We start from the raw sequence: 17,282 nt of genomic DNA on the forward strand, positions 1-17,282 counted from the left end.
GTGGCGTGTTCATATCAGTACTGGTCTCGGTCTAACCAGTTACCGCTTTCAATCAGCGTTAAGCCATCAACCGGACGTTGGTACACGTACATCCATGCACTTCCGTACGGCGTTTGAATTAACTGGCGTGCGTATTCACCGCCACGGGTACGCAGAGCGTCAAGCTCTGCCAGCGTGGCGTTATCAATACGATAAACTTCCCCGTGTACTGTTCCCTCTCCTGGAACGGCGCCTGGATAGTGGCCCAGGCTATACAACTGGTAGTTGTCGATACTGAAATTTCCCAGCAACAGGGCATTGGTCATCCAGTGGCTGTTGCCTTGTTTGGTTCGTAAACTGCCGTAGACAAATATTCGCATTGCTAAAACTCGAACTGATAGAGCAAATCAAGTGCCTGATCTACGCCAGACACTGCTTCCAGATATAGCTTAGGCATCAGACGATAACGTAGCGTGAGTGTCGCTAAGGAGTCAAATATACCCACACCATATTTCACCTGCAGACCTGGCAGTACGTATCCGCTGACAACCACCTGAGATGAATCACCCACCCCTTGTGTGTCCAGTGCCAGATTGCTTACGCCAAATGTCTCCCCGATTTTACCCACAACCTGACCACTTTGTGCAACCCCCAGACCAATAAGCATTGAAGTCATTGCCGCGCTGTCGCTCTGTTCGCTATCCAGTCCTTGTCCGCGTAGCAGGTAGGAAAGCGCCATTTGCTGCGACATCGCCGGGTCGGAGAAGATCTCCGCCTTCGGCTCATCGGCGGTGCCCGTGACGCGAACCCCGGCGATCACGTCGTCTTCGGTGGCTTCCGGGTTACGAATTGCTTCGATGTTGAGTAACGGCTGATCCGGCGGACCGGAGAACAACAGCTCGCCCTTACGCACAATCAGATCCTGACCATAGGCATGGAAACGCCCGCTCGGAATATTAATTTGTCCGTTCAGCCCCAGCCCCTGCTTATCCTGCACCACTTTCAGATCGCCCGTCAGACGCGCTTTCAGACCAAAGGCGTCAATACGCACGTTGTTACCGACGTGGATGTTCAGGTTGCTGTTGATCGGAATACCTGCTGTCTGCGGTTTCTCCGGTTGCAGATTGTTGTTAAGCATGACCATATCGCTGGAAACCCCTACCGCGCTCTCCGGCAGGTCGTGTACCACGATACGCGCCCACGGCACATCCACGTTGCCATCAAGGGTAAACAGGCTCGGCGTGGCTTCAAAGACCACGTCCGGCGATACGTCCAGGCGGACCATCGGCGGCACGGTAATACGAACCCTGCTGCCTTTAGCCGCAACGCGCGCCCGCCAGTTGTCTATCTGACTCCAGTCGGCATCGCCGCTCAGGTTAATTTCGCCCTGCTGCGTACGCACCACGCCCGCCAGCGTTGAGCGTGTTCCGGTGAAGTTAACGGCTAACTGGCTTGGCTGCATGTCAAACGGCATAAAGTTGCCGTCGATATCCAGACCGCTCAGTTGCAGTTGTCCGAGCAGTTGCGGGCTTTGCACATCACCGCCCAGACGTAGGTTGGCGTTGATCACCCCAGCCGCTTTTTCACCGCGCGAGAAAATGGGGTTCACCATCGCCAGATTGAAGTTGCGGATGTTGACGTTGCCGCCGAGACTGCGGCGTCCTTGCGGATCCGTTACCTGCAACTGGCCGTCAAACTGCCCGTTGTTGGTCAGGCGAATCAGCCAGCCCAGCTCGGCACGGTTATTGTGCAGGTCGGCGGTCAGATTCAGCGTTTCAAACGCCACAGGGAGCGGCGCATCGTTCACGCTTTGCGTGACCTTCACGTTACGTCCGCTCAGCGTAACCTGCCCCTGCGGCAGCCCTTCTTTGGTGGTGTCCCAGCTCACATCAGCTTTGCCAGTGAAAACGCCGCTGGCCTGGGTTGTATCCGGCATAAACGGTTTTAGCATCGCCAGGTCGAAGCGATTAAGGTTCACCACCGCGCGTCCTTGTGCACCGGCATCAATAGTTTGCGGTACGCACAGTTCCGCATTCGGGTTGTTCCAGCAGTGCGGCCCAATGCTGATTTTCTGTTCCTGATTGCGATAATCCAGCGCGACAGGACGGTTAAGCGACCACGGACCGACCGGCGTCTGGAAGCGGGTATCGCTTAACGCACCTTTCCAGCGCTGCTCTTGGCGATCAAAGCTACCTGCCAGGGAGAGCTGCCCGGAGACCGGTTCCCCCTGAATGCGCAGCTGCAGCTCATGCTGCTTTTCGCTACCTTTGGCATTGAGCGTCACCAGGCCAATATTCACGTCAGGCTGTACAATCCGCTCTACGCGAACGTTGAGATTACCAGCGATTTGCTCTGCCGATTTCACGTCGCCTTCGACGCGCACCTGAGCGACGGACAGCTCCTGCCAGCGCAGACCCCGGGCGGTGATATCCGCCAGCAGCTGTGGCGCTTCAACCGTACCGCGAACTTTTACCAGCCCTTTCGCCGTACCGCCCAGTCCCGGCAGCGCGTTATCCAGGCTCGGGGCATCAATCGTCGCGTCGAGATTGAGGTCTTTGACCCCCAGTTCCCCTTTCACATCGGCGCTGTTGCGTCCCAGTTCCAGATGCAGGCCCGGGATCGTCCACTGCAGGTAGCTGTTACCCTTCAGCGAGCCGTGCACATTAACCTTGTTCTGCTTCACGTTGCCGGTCAGCTTCAGCTCGGGCACCTCCATCTGCCAGCTTCCGCCGTACAGACTGCCGCGAGTTTTCACAAGGCCATTCAGTTTTGATGGCCACTCCGGGATCGCTTTCGCCGTGTTGATGCCATCCAGCGTTAGCTCCCCGCGCCAGCTGATCGCCTGCTGCCAGTCCACCAGCGCTTTCAGCTCAGTTTTCCCTTCCAGCGCCGCAACGCTGAGTTTGTCGAGATTGATCTGCTGTTCGTTGCCTTTGGCGTCCAGCGTGATGGTAGCCGGAGGAATATCCTGACCTTTCACAGCGGTACGCATCGACAGCGTATAGTCGGTCATCTTACCGGTCAGTTTGAGCTTGATGTCATCAGCCTGGAACTGCTTGTCGCCGGTAAACGGCCAGTAAACCTGCTTACTCACCACCTCAAGGTTGAGCGGCAATCCGGCTTCCGCCAGACGCGCCTGGGCGCGCAGATCCATATCCACCGGACCAGACAGATTTACGCCGACTTCCAGCTGTTCACGCAGCGCGCCGCCGACCTTCAGCTTCACCTTTTCGCCTTTTAACGGGTCGACGTTGAGCGTGCTGTTTAACGTAATATCGACCGGCCACGTGTCGGTCAGTTGCGCCGTGCCGCTGGCTTTTACCGTCCCCTGATTCGAGTCGATATCCAGTGCATCGAGTTTCATGTTGCCGTCAATGCTGCTCACTTTCAGCAGCATGTTATGTACCGTTAAATCCGTATCCCCGGTCACGCGCAACTGCTCGCCGCGAAACGCTTCAATGTTGAGATTGAGCGGCAGATGGACATCGGTCATTTCCGGCAGCACCGGCTTTGAGAACAGATCTTTTAGCGTTTCGCCGAGCGGTTTTTCATCCGGTTGCGGATTTTGAATCTTTGGTTCGACAACCTCTTCCTGCGCCACTTCCGCCACTTTAGGCAGGGCAATCAGCAGCCCCTGTAATGACGTTGGCTTCAGGGTTAGCGTTTTTTCCTGCCAGTTCAGGCCGGAGGTAAATTCCAGCACCGAAACCGTGGTGTCATCGATTTTGATATTGATGTTGTTCAGCGCCACGCGCGAAAGCGTGATTGGGTAAGGTGTGGAAAGGTTAAGCGGACCGCTCTCTTCCTCTTCAACCGGCGCTGATGGCGGCATCTTTTTGCTGTCGATCGCCACGTTGATATTTTTCAGCGACAGATCGTTGACGCACAGGCTGCTGTCCCACAGGCAGTTAAGCCCCACGGCCAGATGCACTTCGCCAGCATTCACCGCCACGCCAGGTTGGTCATAACGAATATTTTTGAGCGATAAATCCCGCCAGCCGCCGGTGACCTGACCAATCTCCAGCCCCGGAACCCAACGATTCGCCGCTTTGAAGATCAGATGCAGGCCCGAAGTGGTGCCGACGAGGAACGCCACCGTGCCTAACAACAGCAGGATAAAAATCAGCACGCCGAGGCTTATCTTCTTCCATAAACTCATAATTCAGGCCCCAGACCGATGTAAAACTGTAAACCATGTTCATCTTTGTCGCCCACAGGGACAGCAAAGTCGAGCTTGATGGGTCCCACTGGCGATTGCCAGCGTACGCCGACCCCGGCACCGGTTTTGAAATCGCTTCTGCGGATATCGCTGACCGCTTCGCCGCTATCGACAAACATCGCGCCCCACCATTTTCCGGTCACGTTGTACTGATATTCCAGCGAGCCGGTCGCCAGCTTCGAGGCCCCTTTCAGCTTGCCGTCGCTGCCTTCAGGCGAAATAGATTTGTATTTGTAGCCGCGAATGCTGCGATCGCCCCCGGCGAAGAAACGCAGATCCGGCGGTACTTTGTCGAAGTCCCCGGTTTCGATCCAGCCGAGGTTGCCGCGCATCACAAAGCGATGACGATCGTACAGGGTGCGGATCCAGACGTTTTGCGCCTGGAAGACGGAGAAATCAACGTCTGAGCCCCAGGCCGTGTTGGAGTAATCGATGGAATAACGTTGGGAGTCGCCCCAAACTGGCATCAGACCGCCGCGCGAGCGCGTCCGACTGATCATCACGCCCGGATAGAGCAGCATGGTGGTGTTAGTGACGTTACCCTGGGTAAAGTGGTCGAGGCTCCAGCGCAGGTTAATCGCGCGCTGCCAGCCGCTGGAGAGATCCCAGTAGCGGGAAACCGCAAGCGTAGTGGAGTCCTGCTCGGTATCGTTTAAATCGGTACGCTTAAAGCCCCCCTGCACCAGGTAATACTGCTCCAGCGGGTTCTTTAATAGCGGCATTTTATAACTGAAATCAAGAACCTGCTCTGGCGCAGAGATGCTGGCGCTGGTGGTCAGGCTGTGGCCATAGGAGTTCATCCACGGCTTTTTCCACGAGGTCTTCACCCGTGGACCGACGTCAGTTGAGTAACCGACCCCGGTTTCGATGGTATTTTCAGTTCGCGGCGACACCACGCCTTTCAGCGGCAGCACTTTGGTTTCACGGGCTTTATCAAATTCCGGTGCGACGACCACGGAATTAAACCATCCGGTCGCCGACAGACGACGGTTCAGTTCGCCCAGATCTTTCGACTCGTACTCTTCACCCTCTTTAAAGGGCACCAGATTTTGCAGGTACTCATCGCGAATTTGCGAGCCTTCAAAAGTGACATGCCCAAAGCGATAGCGTTCACCGCTGTTGTAATCGATATCCCAGAATGCCTGGCGGCGTTCGAGCGCTATCCCAAGCTGGCTTTTATTAAATTCACTGTCGAAATAGCCTTTGCGCAGCGCCACGCTGGTGAGTGATTTTTTGAAGTTATCATAGTCCCCCTGATTCAGCACGGTGCCGATTGCCGGTCGCGTTTTCAGCAGATCCAGGTAATCTTTATCCGTACGTGCGCCACCGCGCAGAATCACTTCGGTGCCGCCAATCAGCACCGGCTCACCAGGGGTCACTTTGGCAATCAGCACCTGGCGTCCTTTCGCCGGCGGCGGACGCAGCTCAAAATCAATGGTGGGCTCAAAGTAGCCCAGCGCTTTTAGCCCTTCGCGGATGGCATCATCAACGCGCGCACGAAAGCGTCGGTCTGGAGTGACTTCATCACTTTGAATCGTGGATAGCTGCGCACGGACGTTTTTCTCCAGCGGTCCTGATAATCCTTCGACCTGTAAGCGAACATTCGCTGCGGCGGCGGAGCCACTTAAGCACAGTAATCCCACCCAACATAACTGACGGATATGTGGCACATTTTCTCCTGAATATCCTTTTTTCCCACCCCTGGAAAAAAATACTATGCCGTTCCTCGGCTTAACAAAAAATCAACAATAAGAGTTGAAAAACAGACGACAACCCAAATATTTCTTATGTTTAACTCTAGACGTATTCACGCCGTTTATTGTGGGCAAAGACGCGTCTCGTTACAACCTTAACCCAAATGACTGATTTCGGGAGAACGGCCATGAGTTTATTTGATAGAAAGCATCTTGTTACTCAAGCAGATGCCCTACCTGGACGCAACACCCCGATGCCAGTGGCAACGCTGCATGCGGTTAACCAACATTCGATGACCAACGTGCCCGACGGTATGGAGATAGCCTTTTTCGCCATGGGATGTTTCTGGGGCGTTGAACGTTTATTCTGGTCATTACCCGGGGTATACAGCACAGCGGCCGGATATACCGGCGGCTACACCCCTAACCCAACCTATCGGGAAGTGTGTTCCGGCGATACCGGACACGCCGAAGCGGTACGCGTCGTCTATGATCCGCATGTTATCAGCTACGAGCAACTGCTGCAGGTGTTCTGGGAAAATCACGACCCGGCGCAGGGCATGCGTCAGGGGAACGACCAGGGGACGCAGTATCGCTCCGCCATTTACCCGTTAACGCCGGAGCAAACCGTCGCGGCACGGGCAAGCCTTGAGCGTTTTCAGGCAGCAATGACCGCCGCTGGCGACGAGCGCACTATTACAACGGAAATCACTACCGCAACCCCGTTCTACTATGCCGAGGACGACCACCAGCAGTATCTGCATAAAAATCCTTATGGGTACTGTGGCATTGGCGGGATTGGCGTTTGTCTACCGCCACAAGGATAATCGCCACCCTCTGGCGGCTTTACAGTACCTTACGCTATACTAGCTCCTGAAATTGCCGGTCCACTCCCTTCGGACCGGTTTTCAATGTGTATTTCACACGGATTTATCAATTTATCCCTTCCGAGGATCTGGCCTTAACGGTCGGATAAGATATGTTAAACAGTATTTTAGTCATTCTCTGCCTGATCGCCGTGAGTGCGTTTTTCTCGATATCCGAGATCTCGCTTGCTGCATCACGCAAAATAAAACTTAAACTGCTTGCCGATGAAGGCAACGTAAACGCACAACGTGTTTTGAAGATGCAGGAAAACCCCGGCATGTTTTTTACCGTCGTGCAAATTGGCCTTAACGCGGTCGCTATTCTCGGTGGTATTGTCGGTGATGCGGCATTCTCCCCGGCGTTTTACAGCCTTTTCTCGAAGTACTTCACTCCAGAGCTGTCCGAACAGTTAAGCTTTATTCTGTCGTTCTCGCTGGTTACTGGCCTGTTCATCCTGTTCGCGGATTTAACTCCGAAACGCATCGGTATGATTGCGCCAGAAGCTGTGGCTTTGCGTATCATCAACCCGATGCGCTTCTGCCTGCTCGTCTTCCGCCCGCTGGTGTGGTTCTTTAACGGTCTGGCAAATAACATCTTCCGTCTGTTTAAGATCCCGATGGTGCGTAAAGACGACATCACCTCGGACGATATTTACGCCGTGGTCGAAGCGGGTGCGTTGGCGGGGGTTCTGCGTAAGCAGGAACATGAGCTGATTGAAAATGTGTTCGAACTGGAATCCCGTACCGTACCGTCTTCCATGACCTCGCGCGAGAATATTATCTGGTTCGATCTCCACGAAGATGAGCAAAGCCTGAAGAACAAGGTGGCGGAACACCCACACTCCAAATTCCTGGTGTGTAACGAAGATATCGACCACATCATTGGCTATGTCGATTCAAAGGATCTCCTCAACCGCGTACTGGCGAACCAAAGCATGGCGCTGAACAGTGGCGTACAGATCCGCAATACGCTGATTGTGCCGGATACGCTGACGCTCTCTGAAGCGCTGGAAAGCTTCAAAACCGCAGGCGAAGACTTTGCCGTCATCATGAACGAGTACGCGCTGGTGGTGGGGATTATCACGCTCAACGACGTTATGACTACGCTGATGGGCGATTTAGTCGGTCAGGGTCTGGAAGAGCAGATCGTGGCGCGCGATGAAAACTCATGGTTAGTCGATGGCGGTACGCCGATTGATGACGTTATGCGCGTCCTGGATATCGATGAGTTCCCGCAGTCCGGCAACTATGAAACCATCGGCGGCTTTATGATGTTCATGCTGCGTAAAATCCCGAAACGCACCGACTCGGTGAAGTATTCAGGCTACAAATTTGAAGTGGTGGATATCGATAACTACAAGATCGATCAGCTGCTGGTGACGCGTCTGGACAGTAAACCTACCGTACTGGTACCGAAACTGCCGGATGCAAAAGAAGAGGCAAAGGCGTCTTAACGTCCTGCAGAAACATCAACGGCTCCCATTCAGGAGCCGTTTTTTTAACTACCGCATAGCACTTTGATCAAGCCATCTCAGTTTGCAGACGCAAGACCTGACGGTTAACTTCGGACATCACGGAAAAATGCAGTTTGTCCTTCACTTTTGGGATAAGAATCTTACCCTTATCAAATTCAAAAGCGCCTACATCCTTGATATATAACCGTCCACGAAACAGGATCTTCACGTACTTCGCCACCTGCAGCGGGTTGTATCGTTGGAAAATTTTCATTGTTGTCTCCTGCTGAGCATTACGCCTTTGCGGTACCACAATCGGTCCGACAATCCTCAGGCGCAAATTTTAATGCCCTATGACTATAGACTATCTCGCTCATGTTTCCAGCGTGTATAAGTTTATTTACCTTCAGGTTACAAATATTCAGAATTATCTTTTCAACGCTTCGCTGTCTTCAGTATAAGCCTTCATTTTTCGCAGGATTTGTGCGCCCGTCCGCAAACTGGCATCGCGCTTGCGGGAAAAAGCATCAATCGCACATATGATTAAATTCCAGACCCAAGTGGTCGGATCACCTGCAAAATAAAGAAAGAAGGAAAACCTATGACCTTACAAAAACTGCTGGCGCTGTCGTGCCTGCTGCTACCGATGATTGCCGGTGCGCATTCGTTTGAGACTAACCAGCGCGTACCGCCGGTGGGGATCGCCGATCGCGGCGAACTGATTCTCGATAACGATAAGTTTAGCTACAAAAGCTGGAATAGCGCGCAGTTGCCAGGGAAAGTGCGAATTGTGCAACACATTGCCGGACGCACCTCCGCCAAAGAGAAAAATGCTACGCTGATCGAGGCAATCAAGGCGGCCAACCTGCCGCACGACAAATACCAGACCACCACGATCGTCAACACCGATGACGCTATTCCTGGCTCCGGTATGTTTGTGCGCAGCAGTCTGGAGAGCAATAAGAAGCTCTACCCGTGGTCACAATTTATTGTCGACAGTAATGGCATTGCGCGTAAAGCCTGGCAACTGGATGAAGAGAGCTCCGCTATCGCCGTACTTGATAAGGACGGACGCGTTCAGTGGGCAAAAGATGGTGCGTTGACGCAGGAAGAGGTGCAGCAGGTTATTGCCCTGCTGCACAAATTACTCAGTAAATAGCGACGCGGAAGCCGGGGTTGAGGAATGATTCACGTGGGGTGTAATCCAGAGATTTCCCCTGCCAGTCGTGAACGTGCGCCCCGGCTGCGGCAGCAACGGCGTGGCCAGCGGCAGTGTCCCATACGTTAGTTGGCCCAAAACGTGGGTACAGCTGTGCCTGCCCTTCCGCCACCAGGCAGAACTTCAGCGATGAGCCAATCGACGTGGTCTGGTGCTCACCCAACTGTTGCAGATACTCTTTTAACTCATTGTCAGCATGCGAGCGGCTAATCACCACCAACGGCGGACGCGCGTCACGAACATGGATTTGTTTGCGCACGCCGCACTCTTCTTTCCACGCTTTACCTTCTGCCGCGCTGTACATCACTTTCATCACCGGCGCGTAAACCACGCCCAGTACCGGCTTTCCTTGCTCGATAAGCGCAATATTGACGGTGAATTCACCGTTACGCTTAATGAACTCTTTGGTACCGTCCAGCGGGTCTACCAGCCAGTAGCGCTGCCAGTGCTGGCGAACATCCCAGCCAGGAGGCGCTTCTTCAGACAGGACCGGAATATCCGGCGTCAGCGCCAGTAATCCTTCGAGGATCACCGTATGCGCGGCGATATCCGCCGCCGTGACCGGAGAATCGTCCTGCTTGCTGGTAATCTCCATCGGTTTGATTCCATCGTAGACCTGCATAATGGCATCGCCCGCATTCCGTGCAAGCTGGCATACATGTTCTAACATTCTCCACCTCGTTTCTGTCGTGGTGTTAACTCGTTGTTTTACTTATACCCGATCGCCAAAGGATCCGCCAACTGTGATAGCGTCTGCGGTTTTAAACGCTATATTCATGTCATGATTCACAGTTCTGTAAGCAAGAAGATTTATATACATTTTCTTTTGTGGCTTAGATCTTAAAAGGATGCCCCTGATGATTAAGTTTAGTGCAACGTTTCTGGCCACGCTGATTGCAGCCAGCGTCAATGCCGCGACCGTCGATCTGCGTATAATGGAAACCACTGATTTGCATAGCAATATGATGGATTTCGATTATTACAAAGATACGCCGACTGAAAAATTTGGCCTGGTTCGTACGGCAAGCCTGATCAACGCAGCACGTGGTGAAGTCAAAAACAGCGTGCTGGTTGATAACGGTGATCTGATTCAGGGCAGCCCGCTCGGGGATTATATGGCGGCCAAGGGGCTGAAAGCGGGCGAAACGCATCCGGTATATAAAGCACTGAATACGCTGGATTACGCCGTGGGTAACCTTGGCAACCATGAATTCAACTACGGTCTTGAGTATCTGCACAACGCGCTAGCCGGGGCGAAGTTCCCTTACGTTAACGCCAACATCATCGACGTTAAGACCAAAAAGCCGCTGTTTACTCCTTATCTGATCAAAGAGACTGAGGTTGTCGATCAGGAAGGAAACAAGCAGACGCTGAAAATTGGCTATATCGGTTTTGTGCCGCCGCAGATCATGACCTGGGATAAAGCCAACCTCAGCGGCAAAGTGACGGTGAATGACATTACGGAAACCGCACGTAAATACGTGCCGGAAATGCGAGCCAAAGGTGCCGATGTCGTGGTGGTGGTTGCTCACTCCGGGCTTTCTGCCGACCCATACCAGGCGATGGCGGAAAACTCCGTTTACTACCTCAGTGAAGTTCCGGGCGTGGATGCCATTATGTTTGGTCACGCTCACGCCGTTTTCCCGGGGAAAGACTTTGCCAACATCAAAGGCGCAGATATCACAACAGGTACGCTCAATGGCGTTCCTGCGGTGATGCCGGGCATGTGGGGCGATCACCTGGGCGTGGTGGATTTAGTGCTGAATAACGACAGCGGTAAATGGCAGGTTACGCAGGGGAAAGCGCAGGCGCGCCCGATTTATGACGCCGCGGCCAAAAAATCACTGGCTGGCGAAGACCAAAAAATCGTTGAGATCCTAAAAGCCGATCACGATGCCACGCGTGAATTTGTCAGCAAACCAATCGGTAAATCTGCCGACAACATGTACAGCTATCTGGCGCTGGTTCAGGACGACCCGACCGTGCAGGTGGTGAATAACGCGCAGAAAGCCTATGTGGAACATTTTATCCAGGGCGATCCGGACCTGGCAAAACTACCGGTACTTTCCGCCGCTGCGCCGTTTAAAGTCGGTGGACGCAAGAACGATCCGGCCAGCTTTGTCGAAGTCGAAAAAGGTCAGCTTACCTTCCGTAACGCCGCTGATTTGTATCTCTATCCCAATACCCTGGTCGTGGTGAAAGCCAGCGGAAAAGAGGTGAAAGAGTGGCTGGAATGTTCTGCCGGGCAGTTTAATCAGATTGATATCCACAGCAGCAAACCACAGTCGTTAATTAACTGGGATGGCTTCCGTACCTATAACTTCGACGTGATTGACGGCGTGAATTATCAGATTGATGTTTCACAACCCGCTCGCTATGACGGTGAATGCCAGACGATTAACCCGCAAGCGGAGCGTATTAAAAATCTGACCTTTAACGGCAAACCGATCGATCCGAACGCAACCTTCCTCGTCGCGACCAACAACTACCGCGCCTACGGCGGTAAGTTTGCCGGGACCGGCGACAGCCACATCGCGTTTGCATCACCAGATGAAAACCGCTCGGTGCTGGCAGCATGGATAGGTTCCCAGACAAAGAGCGCAGGCGAAATTCATCCGGCGGCAGATAACAACTGGCGTTTGGCGCCGATTCACAGCGAGACACAACTGGATATTCGCTTTGAAACATCACCGTCTGATAAAGCCGCTGCGTTTATCAAAGAGAAAGGCCAGTATCCACTGAAGAAAGTCGCTACCGATGACATCGGCTTCGCCATTTATCAGTTGGATTTGAGTAAGTAAGACCACGCCGGGTGGCGCTGCGCCATCCGGCAAGCCCGACCAGGTCGTTTACGCTGATGCCGGGACGTCTTCGTTCTTAACGGTATGATTTGCCAAAACCTGCGGCAAATTCACCTCTATCCAGTCCGCCAGCGCTGCGACTTTTTCGCTCACCTGCTCACCCAACGGTGTCAGGCTATACTCCACATGCGGCGGTACCACCGGATATGACACCCGATTGATAAACCCGTCCTGTTCTAACGCCTGCAGGGATTGCGCCAGCATTTTTTCACTGACGCCGCCCATCTTACGGCGCAAATCGCTGAAACGGTGCGTACCGTCGCGCAGCGCCACCAGAATCAATACACCCCAGCGGCTGGTGACGTGTTTTAACACCTCGCGGGAGGGACACTGCTCGGCAAACAAGTTGCCATCACGTAATTGCTGGGAGAGCGTCAAAGCTGTCATTTTCATACTAACCTTTTTGTACGTACTTACTAAAAGTAAGTTTAGGTGTTAATGTGATTAAACACAAGACCAATACCAAAGGAGTTATCCTATGATCGCGATTACTGGTGCCACTGGCCAACTGGGCCAACACGTTATTGAAACGCTACTGAAAACCGTTCCTGCCAGCCAGATTGTGGCTATTGTGCGTAATCCTGCTAAAGCGACGGCGCTTAGCCAGCAGGGCATTACCGTTCGTCAGGCGGATTACAGTGATGAAGCTGCCTTTACCACGGCCTTACAGGGGATAGACAAGTTACTGCTAATCTCCTCCAGCGAAGTGGGACAACGTGCCCCGCAGCATCGCAACGTGATTAACGCGGCGAAAGCGGCCCACGTGAAATTTATCGCCTACACCAGCCTGCTGCACGCCGATCGCTCCCCGCTGGGGCTGGCTGATGAGCATGTCGCAACCGAGAAGATGCTGGCTGAATCCGGTATCGCGTACGCGCTGCTGCGTAACGGTTGGTACACCGAAAACTATCTCGCCAGCGCACCAGCCGCGCTGGAACACGGCGTGTTTATTGGGGCGGCGGGAGAAGGCAAAATCGCCTCGGCAACCCGTGCCGACTATGCCGCTGCCGCTGCGCGCGTCATCAGTGAAGACGGTCATGCCGGTAAAATCTATGAACTGGCGGGCGACGCAGGCTGGACCCTGAGCCAGCTGGCGGCCGAACTGGCAAAACAGAGCGGTAAAAAAGTGGTGTATCAAAACCTGAGCGAAGCTGATTTTGCCGCCGCGCTGAAAGGTGTTGGTCTGCCTGCCGGACTGGCGGACATGCTGGCTGACTCAGACGTTGGCGCCTCTAAAGGTGGCCTCTTCGACGACAGCCATACGCTGAGCAAACTGATTGGTCGCCCAACCACGTCGCTGGCAGACAGCGTCAAAGGCATCGTGTAAGTGTTAAAAATTAGTTAATTGTGGTGGCATCCTCGCGCATCCTCTCTGATAATGACATGATGATGCGTGGGGAGAGAAGACGTGCAAGGTGTACCTGAGCAGTTTATTGATGAGAAAGACAGCGCCCGCTTTCGCCATCTGGCACAGGTGCCGGGCGTTGAGCTGTATCATGCGCACATCTCGCGTTACGCCTTTGAACCCCACACCCATGAAGCGTTTGGTATTGGCGCGATAGAAGCCGGAGCCGAACGTTTTCGCTATCGCGGCACGCAGTACGTGGCCCCCGCCCATTCTGTCGTCACCATGAATCCCGATGAGCTACATACCGGCGAAGCGGAAACCGCCGACGGCTGGCGCTATCGGATGATCTATCTTGAGCCCGATCTTCTGGAAGAAGTCACCGGGATCCGCCACTGGTGGTTTCATGACGTAACGCGTCACGATCCGCTACGCTCGCGCCAGATCTGCTCGCTGATTCATGGCCTGTGGAACACTGAGGATCCGCTGGCGCAAAAAGGGCTATTACTCGATCTGATCGACACGTTCCAGCCGCTGGCCCGCCATGCGCCGGTATTACCGGAGGGAGCGCATCGCTTTGAACGGGTACGCGAGTATTTGCACGATAATTATATGCACCCGGTCACGCTCGACGAACTGGCGCGGGTTGCAGCGCTGAGCCCCTGGCATTTTCAGCGCCAGTTTAAATCTCATTTCCACGTCACGCCGCACCAGATGCTGATGGCGATCCGCCTGTGGCGAGCCAAGGGTTTTCTCACTCACGGAATGCCCGCCGCGGAGGTCGCTGCCGCAACCGGCCTCACCGACCAGTCGCATCTCACCCGCGCGTTTACCCATCGCTACGGTATTACGCCGGTACGTTATCAGAAACAAGTCGTCCGGCGTTGAACAGCAATCTCATACAATACGGCTGCATTTTTCCTGCCTACACTCGACTTATTGTTAAGCGATGTGGATGTCAAAAATGATTAGCGGCGTGTTGTATGCCCTGCTGGCTGGGCTGATGTGGGGATTAATTTTTGTTGGGCCGCTGATCGTACCGGAATACCCGGCGGTATTGCAGTCGATGGGACGCTATCTGGCGCTGGGGCTAATAGCGTTGCCGATTGCCTGGCTGGGACGTGTGCGCTTGCGTCAGTTGACGCGTAAAGACTGGGTCACTGCGCTGGCGCTAACGATGATGGGTAATCTGATTTATTACGTTTGCCTGGCAAGCGCCATCCAGCGCACTGGCGCGCCGGTTTCAACGATGATTATTGGTACATTGCCGGTTGTGATCCCGGTCTTCGCTAACCTGCTCTACAGCCAGCGCGACGGCAAATTATCATGGTGGCGTCTGTCGCCTGCGCTGGTGCTGATTGGTATCGGTCTGCTGTGCGTGAATATCTCGGAGCTGAATCAAGGCTTACCCGACTTTAGCGGCTGGCGTTATGGTTCTGGAATCGCGCTGGCGCTGATCTCGGTAGTGTGTTGGGCGTGGTATGCGCTGCGTAATGCCCGCTGGCTGCGCGAGAATCCAGATAAGCACCCGATGATGTGGGCGACGGCCCAGGCACTGGTAACGTTGCCTGTTTCTCTGCTCGGTTATATTGCAGCCTGCCTGTGGCTGAACGGGCAAACGCCGGACTTTGCCCTGCCCTTCGGCCCGCGTCCGGGCGTGTTTATCGGCCTGATGATAGCGATTGCGGTATTGTGTTCGTGGGTTGGCGCACTGTGCTGGAACGTCGCCAGCCAAAAATTGCCGACGGTGATCCTCGGCCCGCTGATTGTCTTCGAAACGCTGGCTGGCCTGGTGTACACCTTTATCCTGCGCCAGGAATTCCCGCCGCTGCTGACGGTAAGCGGCATTGCGCTGCTGATTGTTGGGGTGGTCATAGCCGTCAGAGCCAAACCACAGAAACCAAGCGTCGTCGTGGTTCCACAATCATAATGGCCCGGACGGCGCTGCGCTAATCCGACCTACAAGATATTATTTTGTAGGCCGGAGTAGACGTTAAACTTTAAACACCGCTACGGTCTGATTCAGTCGTGCTGCCTGCTCTTCGAGCGCGGCGGCGGCGGAAGCTGACTCCTCCACCAGCGAGGCGTTTTGCTGCGTCACGCGATCCATCTCGGCAACCGCCTGACCTACCTGATCGATACCCCGGCTCTGTTCATCAGAGGCCGAAGCTATCTCGCCCATGATGTCGGTCACACGGGTCACGGCGCTCACAATTTCCGCCATCGTTTCACCCGCTTCATGCACCAGCGCCGTACCGGCATTCACCCGATTCCCCGAGTCATCAATCAGTGCCTTAATCTCTTTCGCCGCCTGAGCGCTACGCTGTGCCAGTGTACGGACCTCGCCAGCGACCACGGCAAACCCGCGCCCCTGCTCGCCCGCACGCGCCGCTTCTACTGCCGCGTTCAGCGCCAGAATATTGGTCTGGAAGGCAATGCCGTCGATAACATTGGTAATTTGCGCGATTTTGCTGGAACTGGTGGCAATTTCATCCATCGTACGCACTACGCCATCAACCACGGTTCCGCCTTTCTGCGCCGTCTGTGAGGCATTTTTTGCCAGACTGGTCGCCTGACGCGCGTTATCCGCGTTCTGCTTCACGGTAGCGGTGAGTTGTTCCATGCTGGCAGCAGTCTCTTCCAGAGAGGCGGCCTGCTGCTCGGTACGTGAAGAGAGATCGTTACTGCCGGCGGCAATTTCACCTGCGCCGGTATAGATGGTGTCAGCCCCGTCACGCACCACGCTGACTGTGTTCGCCAGCGCCTGCTGCATGTCGCGAACGTTGACTGCCAGCAGCGCCATCTCATTGCTGCCATCTGCGTTGATGCTGTGCGTCAAATCACCCGCAGCAATGTGGCGAATATGCCCCATCACTTCGTGGAGAGGCTTGAGCAGCACTCGCTGCATTGCCAGCCAGCTGGCGATAATCACGGTGACGACAATCAGCATCACGGCGGATAACAGCCAGATTATCTTCTGGTAATCACTCTCATTGTCCTGCACTCCGGCAGTGGCCAGCGCCGTTTGCGCGCTACGCCATTCCCGATAGACTTCCTGCATGGCCGTTTGCTTTTGCTCGGCATTCTGCTTGAACATCTCTTCCAGCTTACCTTCAGCCAGCAGCGCGTTCATTTTAGCCAGCGTCGCAGAATAGATGCCGTACTGCTCTTCCAGTCGATCGGCCAGATGTTCATCAAGCCCCGGCGTTTCCGGCAGGGCGTAGTATTTATCGTAATGCTCTTTCGATTCGGCCAACAGGCGATTTGCCGTGTTCACCAGTTCCTTCAACTGACCGCCGTTAATCTCGCTAGCCATCGTTCCCTGTAAACGCAACATGCCCCGGTTGAGCGTGACGCGAGCCTGGTTCAGGCTAATCCACGCATCGGTAAACTCGGCCACGTTCTGGCTGGAAAGCTGAGAGACGTTAAAGTTTTGCTTATCGTTATTGAGCGCGCCAATAAAGACGCCCGCGGAGATGAGCTGCATCGCGCCCAGGGCGAGTAACACGGTGATAAGTAAGGTTATCACTTTGATTCGTTTAAACATCTGTAGCCTTTTATTATGCAGGTATTGTCTGAGGTCTAACTATCGGCAGCGGCGTGCGCTTATTTAATCCTGTCGCGCGGCTTTTTTCGCCGCCCCTC

Annotated in this window: 14 protein-coding genes; 7 read left to right on the forward strand and 7 right to left on the reverse strand. The window is 54.3% G+C overall.

Annotated features, from left to right (window positions below; genetic code table 11):
- Nucleotides 1–14: 14 nt before the first annotated feature.
- The 3 genes from OGV93_RS16100 to tamA are packed head-to-tail and all read right to left on the reverse strand — an operon-like array spanning nucleotide 15 to nucleotide 5,868.
- Complete coding sequence (locus OGV93_RS16100; protein ID WP_016151451.1) at nucleotides 15–359, reverse strand: gamma-glutamylcyclotransferase family protein; 345 nt, start codon at nucleotides 357–359, stop codon at nucleotides 15–17.
- 2 nt (nucleotides 360–361) lie between these two features.
- On the reverse strand, nucleotides 362–4,138 hold the full coding sequence (gene tamB / locus OGV93_RS16105) for an autotransporter assembly complex protein TamB (protein WP_287109765.1): 3,777 nt from the start codon (nucleotides 4,136–4,138) through the stop codon (nucleotides 362–364).
- Nucleotides 4,135–5,868, reverse strand: coding sequence for an autotransporter assembly complex protein TamA (gene tamA / locus OGV93_RS16110; RefSeq protein WP_016155528.1), 1,734 nt, complete (start codon nucleotides 5,866–5,868; stop codon nucleotides 4,135–4,137). Before tamA ends, tamB begins: the two co-directional genes overlap by 4 nt.
- 212 nt (nucleotides 5,869–6,080) lie before the next feature.
- On the opposite strand from tamA, the gene msrA reads away from it, so the two are divergent.
- Nucleotides 6,081–6,719 (forward strand): peptide-methionine (S)-S-oxide reductase MsrA, encoded by a 639-nt coding sequence (gene msrA / locus OGV93_RS16115; RefSeq protein ID WP_016155527.1) that lies wholly within the window; start codon nucleotides 6,081–6,083, stop codon nucleotides 6,717–6,719.
- A 152-nt stretch (nucleotides 6,720–6,871) separates the two neighbouring features.
- The gene (paeA, locus tag OGV93_RS16120; RefSeq protein ID WP_003830418.1) at nucleotides 6,872–8,212 is read left to right on the forward strand and encodes a polyamine export protein PaeA; all 1,341 of its coding nucleotides are present in this window, start codon (nucleotides 6,872–6,874) and stop codon (nucleotides 8,210–8,212) included.
- 67 nt (nucleotides 8,213–8,279) lie between these two features.
- Here paeA and OGV93_RS16125 read toward each other — a convergent pair whose 3' ends face one another.
- Nucleotides 8,280–8,486 carry a DUF1107 domain-containing protein gene (locus OGV93_RS16125; protein WP_003025710.1) on the reverse strand — a complete coding sequence of 69 codons (207 nt, stop codon included), beginning with the start codon at nucleotides 8,484–8,486 and terminating at the stop codon, nucleotides 8,280–8,282.
- Nucleotides 8,487–8,813: 327 nt separating this feature from the next.
- Between OGV93_RS16125 and OGV93_RS16130 the strand changes: the two genes are divergently transcribed.
- Entirely contained in the window at nucleotides 8,814–9,371 is a 558-nt protein-coding gene (locus OGV93_RS16130; protein ID WP_047358569.1) for a YtfJ family protein, read from the forward strand.
- Here the strand turns inward: OGV93_RS16130 and cysQ are convergent.
- Entirely contained in the window at nucleotides 9,361–10,101 is a 741-nt protein-coding gene (gene cysQ, locus OGV93_RS16135) for a 3'(2'),5'-bisphosphate nucleotidase CysQ (protein WP_016151445.1), read from the reverse strand. The two genes, OGV93_RS16130 and cysQ, sit on opposite strands and share 11 nt — an antisense overlap.
- 187 nt (nucleotides 10,102–10,288) lie before the next feature.
- Here cysQ and cpdB point away from each other — a divergent pair, with 187 nt between their 5' ends.
- Complete coding sequence (gene cpdB / locus OGV93_RS16140) at nucleotides 10,289–12,232, forward strand: 2',3'-cyclic-nucleotide 2'-phosphodiesterase (RefSeq protein ID WP_016155525.1); 1,944 nt, start codon at nucleotides 10,289–10,291, stop codon at nucleotides 12,230–12,232.
- Between the two features lie 48 nt (nucleotides 12,233–12,280).
- Here the strand turns inward: cpdB and OGV93_RS16145 are convergent, their stop codons facing one another.
- Complete coding sequence (locus OGV93_RS16145; protein WP_016151443.1) at nucleotides 12,281–12,685, reverse strand: winged helix-turn-helix transcriptional regulator; 405 nt, start codon at nucleotides 12,683–12,685, stop codon at nucleotides 12,281–12,283.
- 85 nt (nucleotides 12,686–12,770) lie between these two features.
- Between OGV93_RS16145 and OGV93_RS16150 the strand changes: the two genes are divergently transcribed.
- From OGV93_RS16150 to OGV93_RS16160, 3 genes are all read left to right on the forward strand, one after another.
- Nucleotides 12,771–13,619, forward strand: a complete 849-nt coding sequence (locus OGV93_RS16150; protein WP_046275833.1) for an SDR family oxidoreductase — start codon at nucleotides 12,771–12,773, stop codon at nucleotides 13,617–13,619.
- A gap of 81 nt (nucleotides 13,620–13,700) precedes the next feature.
- Nucleotides 13,701–14,525: an AraC family transcriptional regulator gene (locus tag OGV93_RS16155; protein ID WP_016155523.1), complete on the forward strand. Its 825-nt coding sequence runs from the start codon at nucleotides 13,701–13,703 to the stop codon at nucleotides 14,523–14,525.
- A 76-nt stretch (nucleotides 14,526–14,601) separates the two neighbouring features.
- Nucleotides 14,602–15,567 (forward strand): DMT family transporter, encoded by a 966-nt coding sequence (locus tag OGV93_RS16160; protein ID WP_016151440.1) that lies wholly within the window; start codon nucleotides 14,602–14,604, stop codon nucleotides 15,565–15,567.
- A gap of 63 nt (nucleotides 15,568–15,630) precedes the next feature.
- On the opposite strand, the gene OGV93_RS16165 is transcribed toward OGV93_RS16160, so the two are convergent.
- Entirely contained in the window at nucleotides 15,631–17,184 is a 1,554-nt protein-coding gene (locus tag OGV93_RS16165; protein WP_046275835.1) for a methyl-accepting chemotaxis protein, read from the reverse strand.
- Nucleotides 17,185–17,282: the final 98 nt, after the last annotated feature.

It is taken from the genome of Citrobacter sp. Cb031, from assembly GCF_030336725.1.
GTDB lineage: Bacteria > Pseudomonadota > Gammaproteobacteria > Enterobacterales > Enterobacteriaceae > Citrobacter > Citrobacter braakii.

What these genes read in the sequence shown, in the direction of transcription:
- OGV93_RS16145 (WP_016151443.1), bottom strand. Translation starts at nt 12,685, where the DNA reads ATGAAAATGACAGCTTTGACGCTCTCCCAGCAATTACGTGATGGCAAC.
- cpdB (WP_016155525.1), top strand. Translation starts at nt 10,289, where the DNA reads ATGATTAAGTTTAGTGCAACGTTTCTGGCCACGCTGATTGCAGCCAGC.
- tamB (WP_287109765.1), bottom strand. Translation starts at nt 4,138, where the DNA reads ATGAGTTTATGGAAGAAGATAAGCCTCGGCGTGCTGATTTTTATCCTG.
- paeA (WP_003830418.1), top strand. Translation starts at nt 6,872, where the DNA reads ATGTTAAACAGTATTTTAGTCATTCTCTGCCTGATCGCCGTGAGTGCG.
- OGV93_RS16130 (WP_047358569.1), top strand. Translation starts at nt 8,814, where the DNA reads ATGACCTTACAAAAACTGCTGGCGCTGTCGTGCCTGCTGCTACCGATG.
- cysQ (WP_016151445.1), bottom strand. Translation starts at nt 10,101, where the DNA reads ATGTTAGAACATGTATGCCAGCTTGCACGGAATGCGGGCGATGCCATT.
- OGV93_RS16125 (WP_003025710.1), bottom strand. Translation starts at nt 8,486, where the DNA reads ATGAAAATTTTCCAACGATACAACCCGCTGCAGGTGGCGAAGTACGTG.
- msrA (WP_016155527.1), top strand. Translation starts at nt 6,081, where the DNA reads ATGAGTTTATTTGATAGAAAGCATCTTGTTACTCAAGCAGATGCCCTA.
- OGV93_RS16100 (WP_016151451.1), bottom strand. Translation starts at nt 359, where the DNA reads ATGCGAATATTTGTCTACGGCAGTTTACGAACCAAACAAGGCAACAGC.
- OGV93_RS16150 (WP_046275833.1), top strand. Translation starts at nt 12,771, where the DNA reads ATGATCGCGATTACTGGTGCCACTGGCCAACTGGGCCAACACGTTATT.
- OGV93_RS16160 (WP_016151440.1), top strand. Translation starts at nt 14,602, where the DNA reads ATGATTAGCGGCGTGTTGTATGCCCTGCTGGCTGGGCTGATGTGGGGA.
- OGV93_RS16165 (WP_046275835.1), bottom strand. Translation starts at nt 17,184, where the DNA reads ATGTTTAAACGAATCAAAGTGATAACCTTACTTATCACCGTGTTACTC.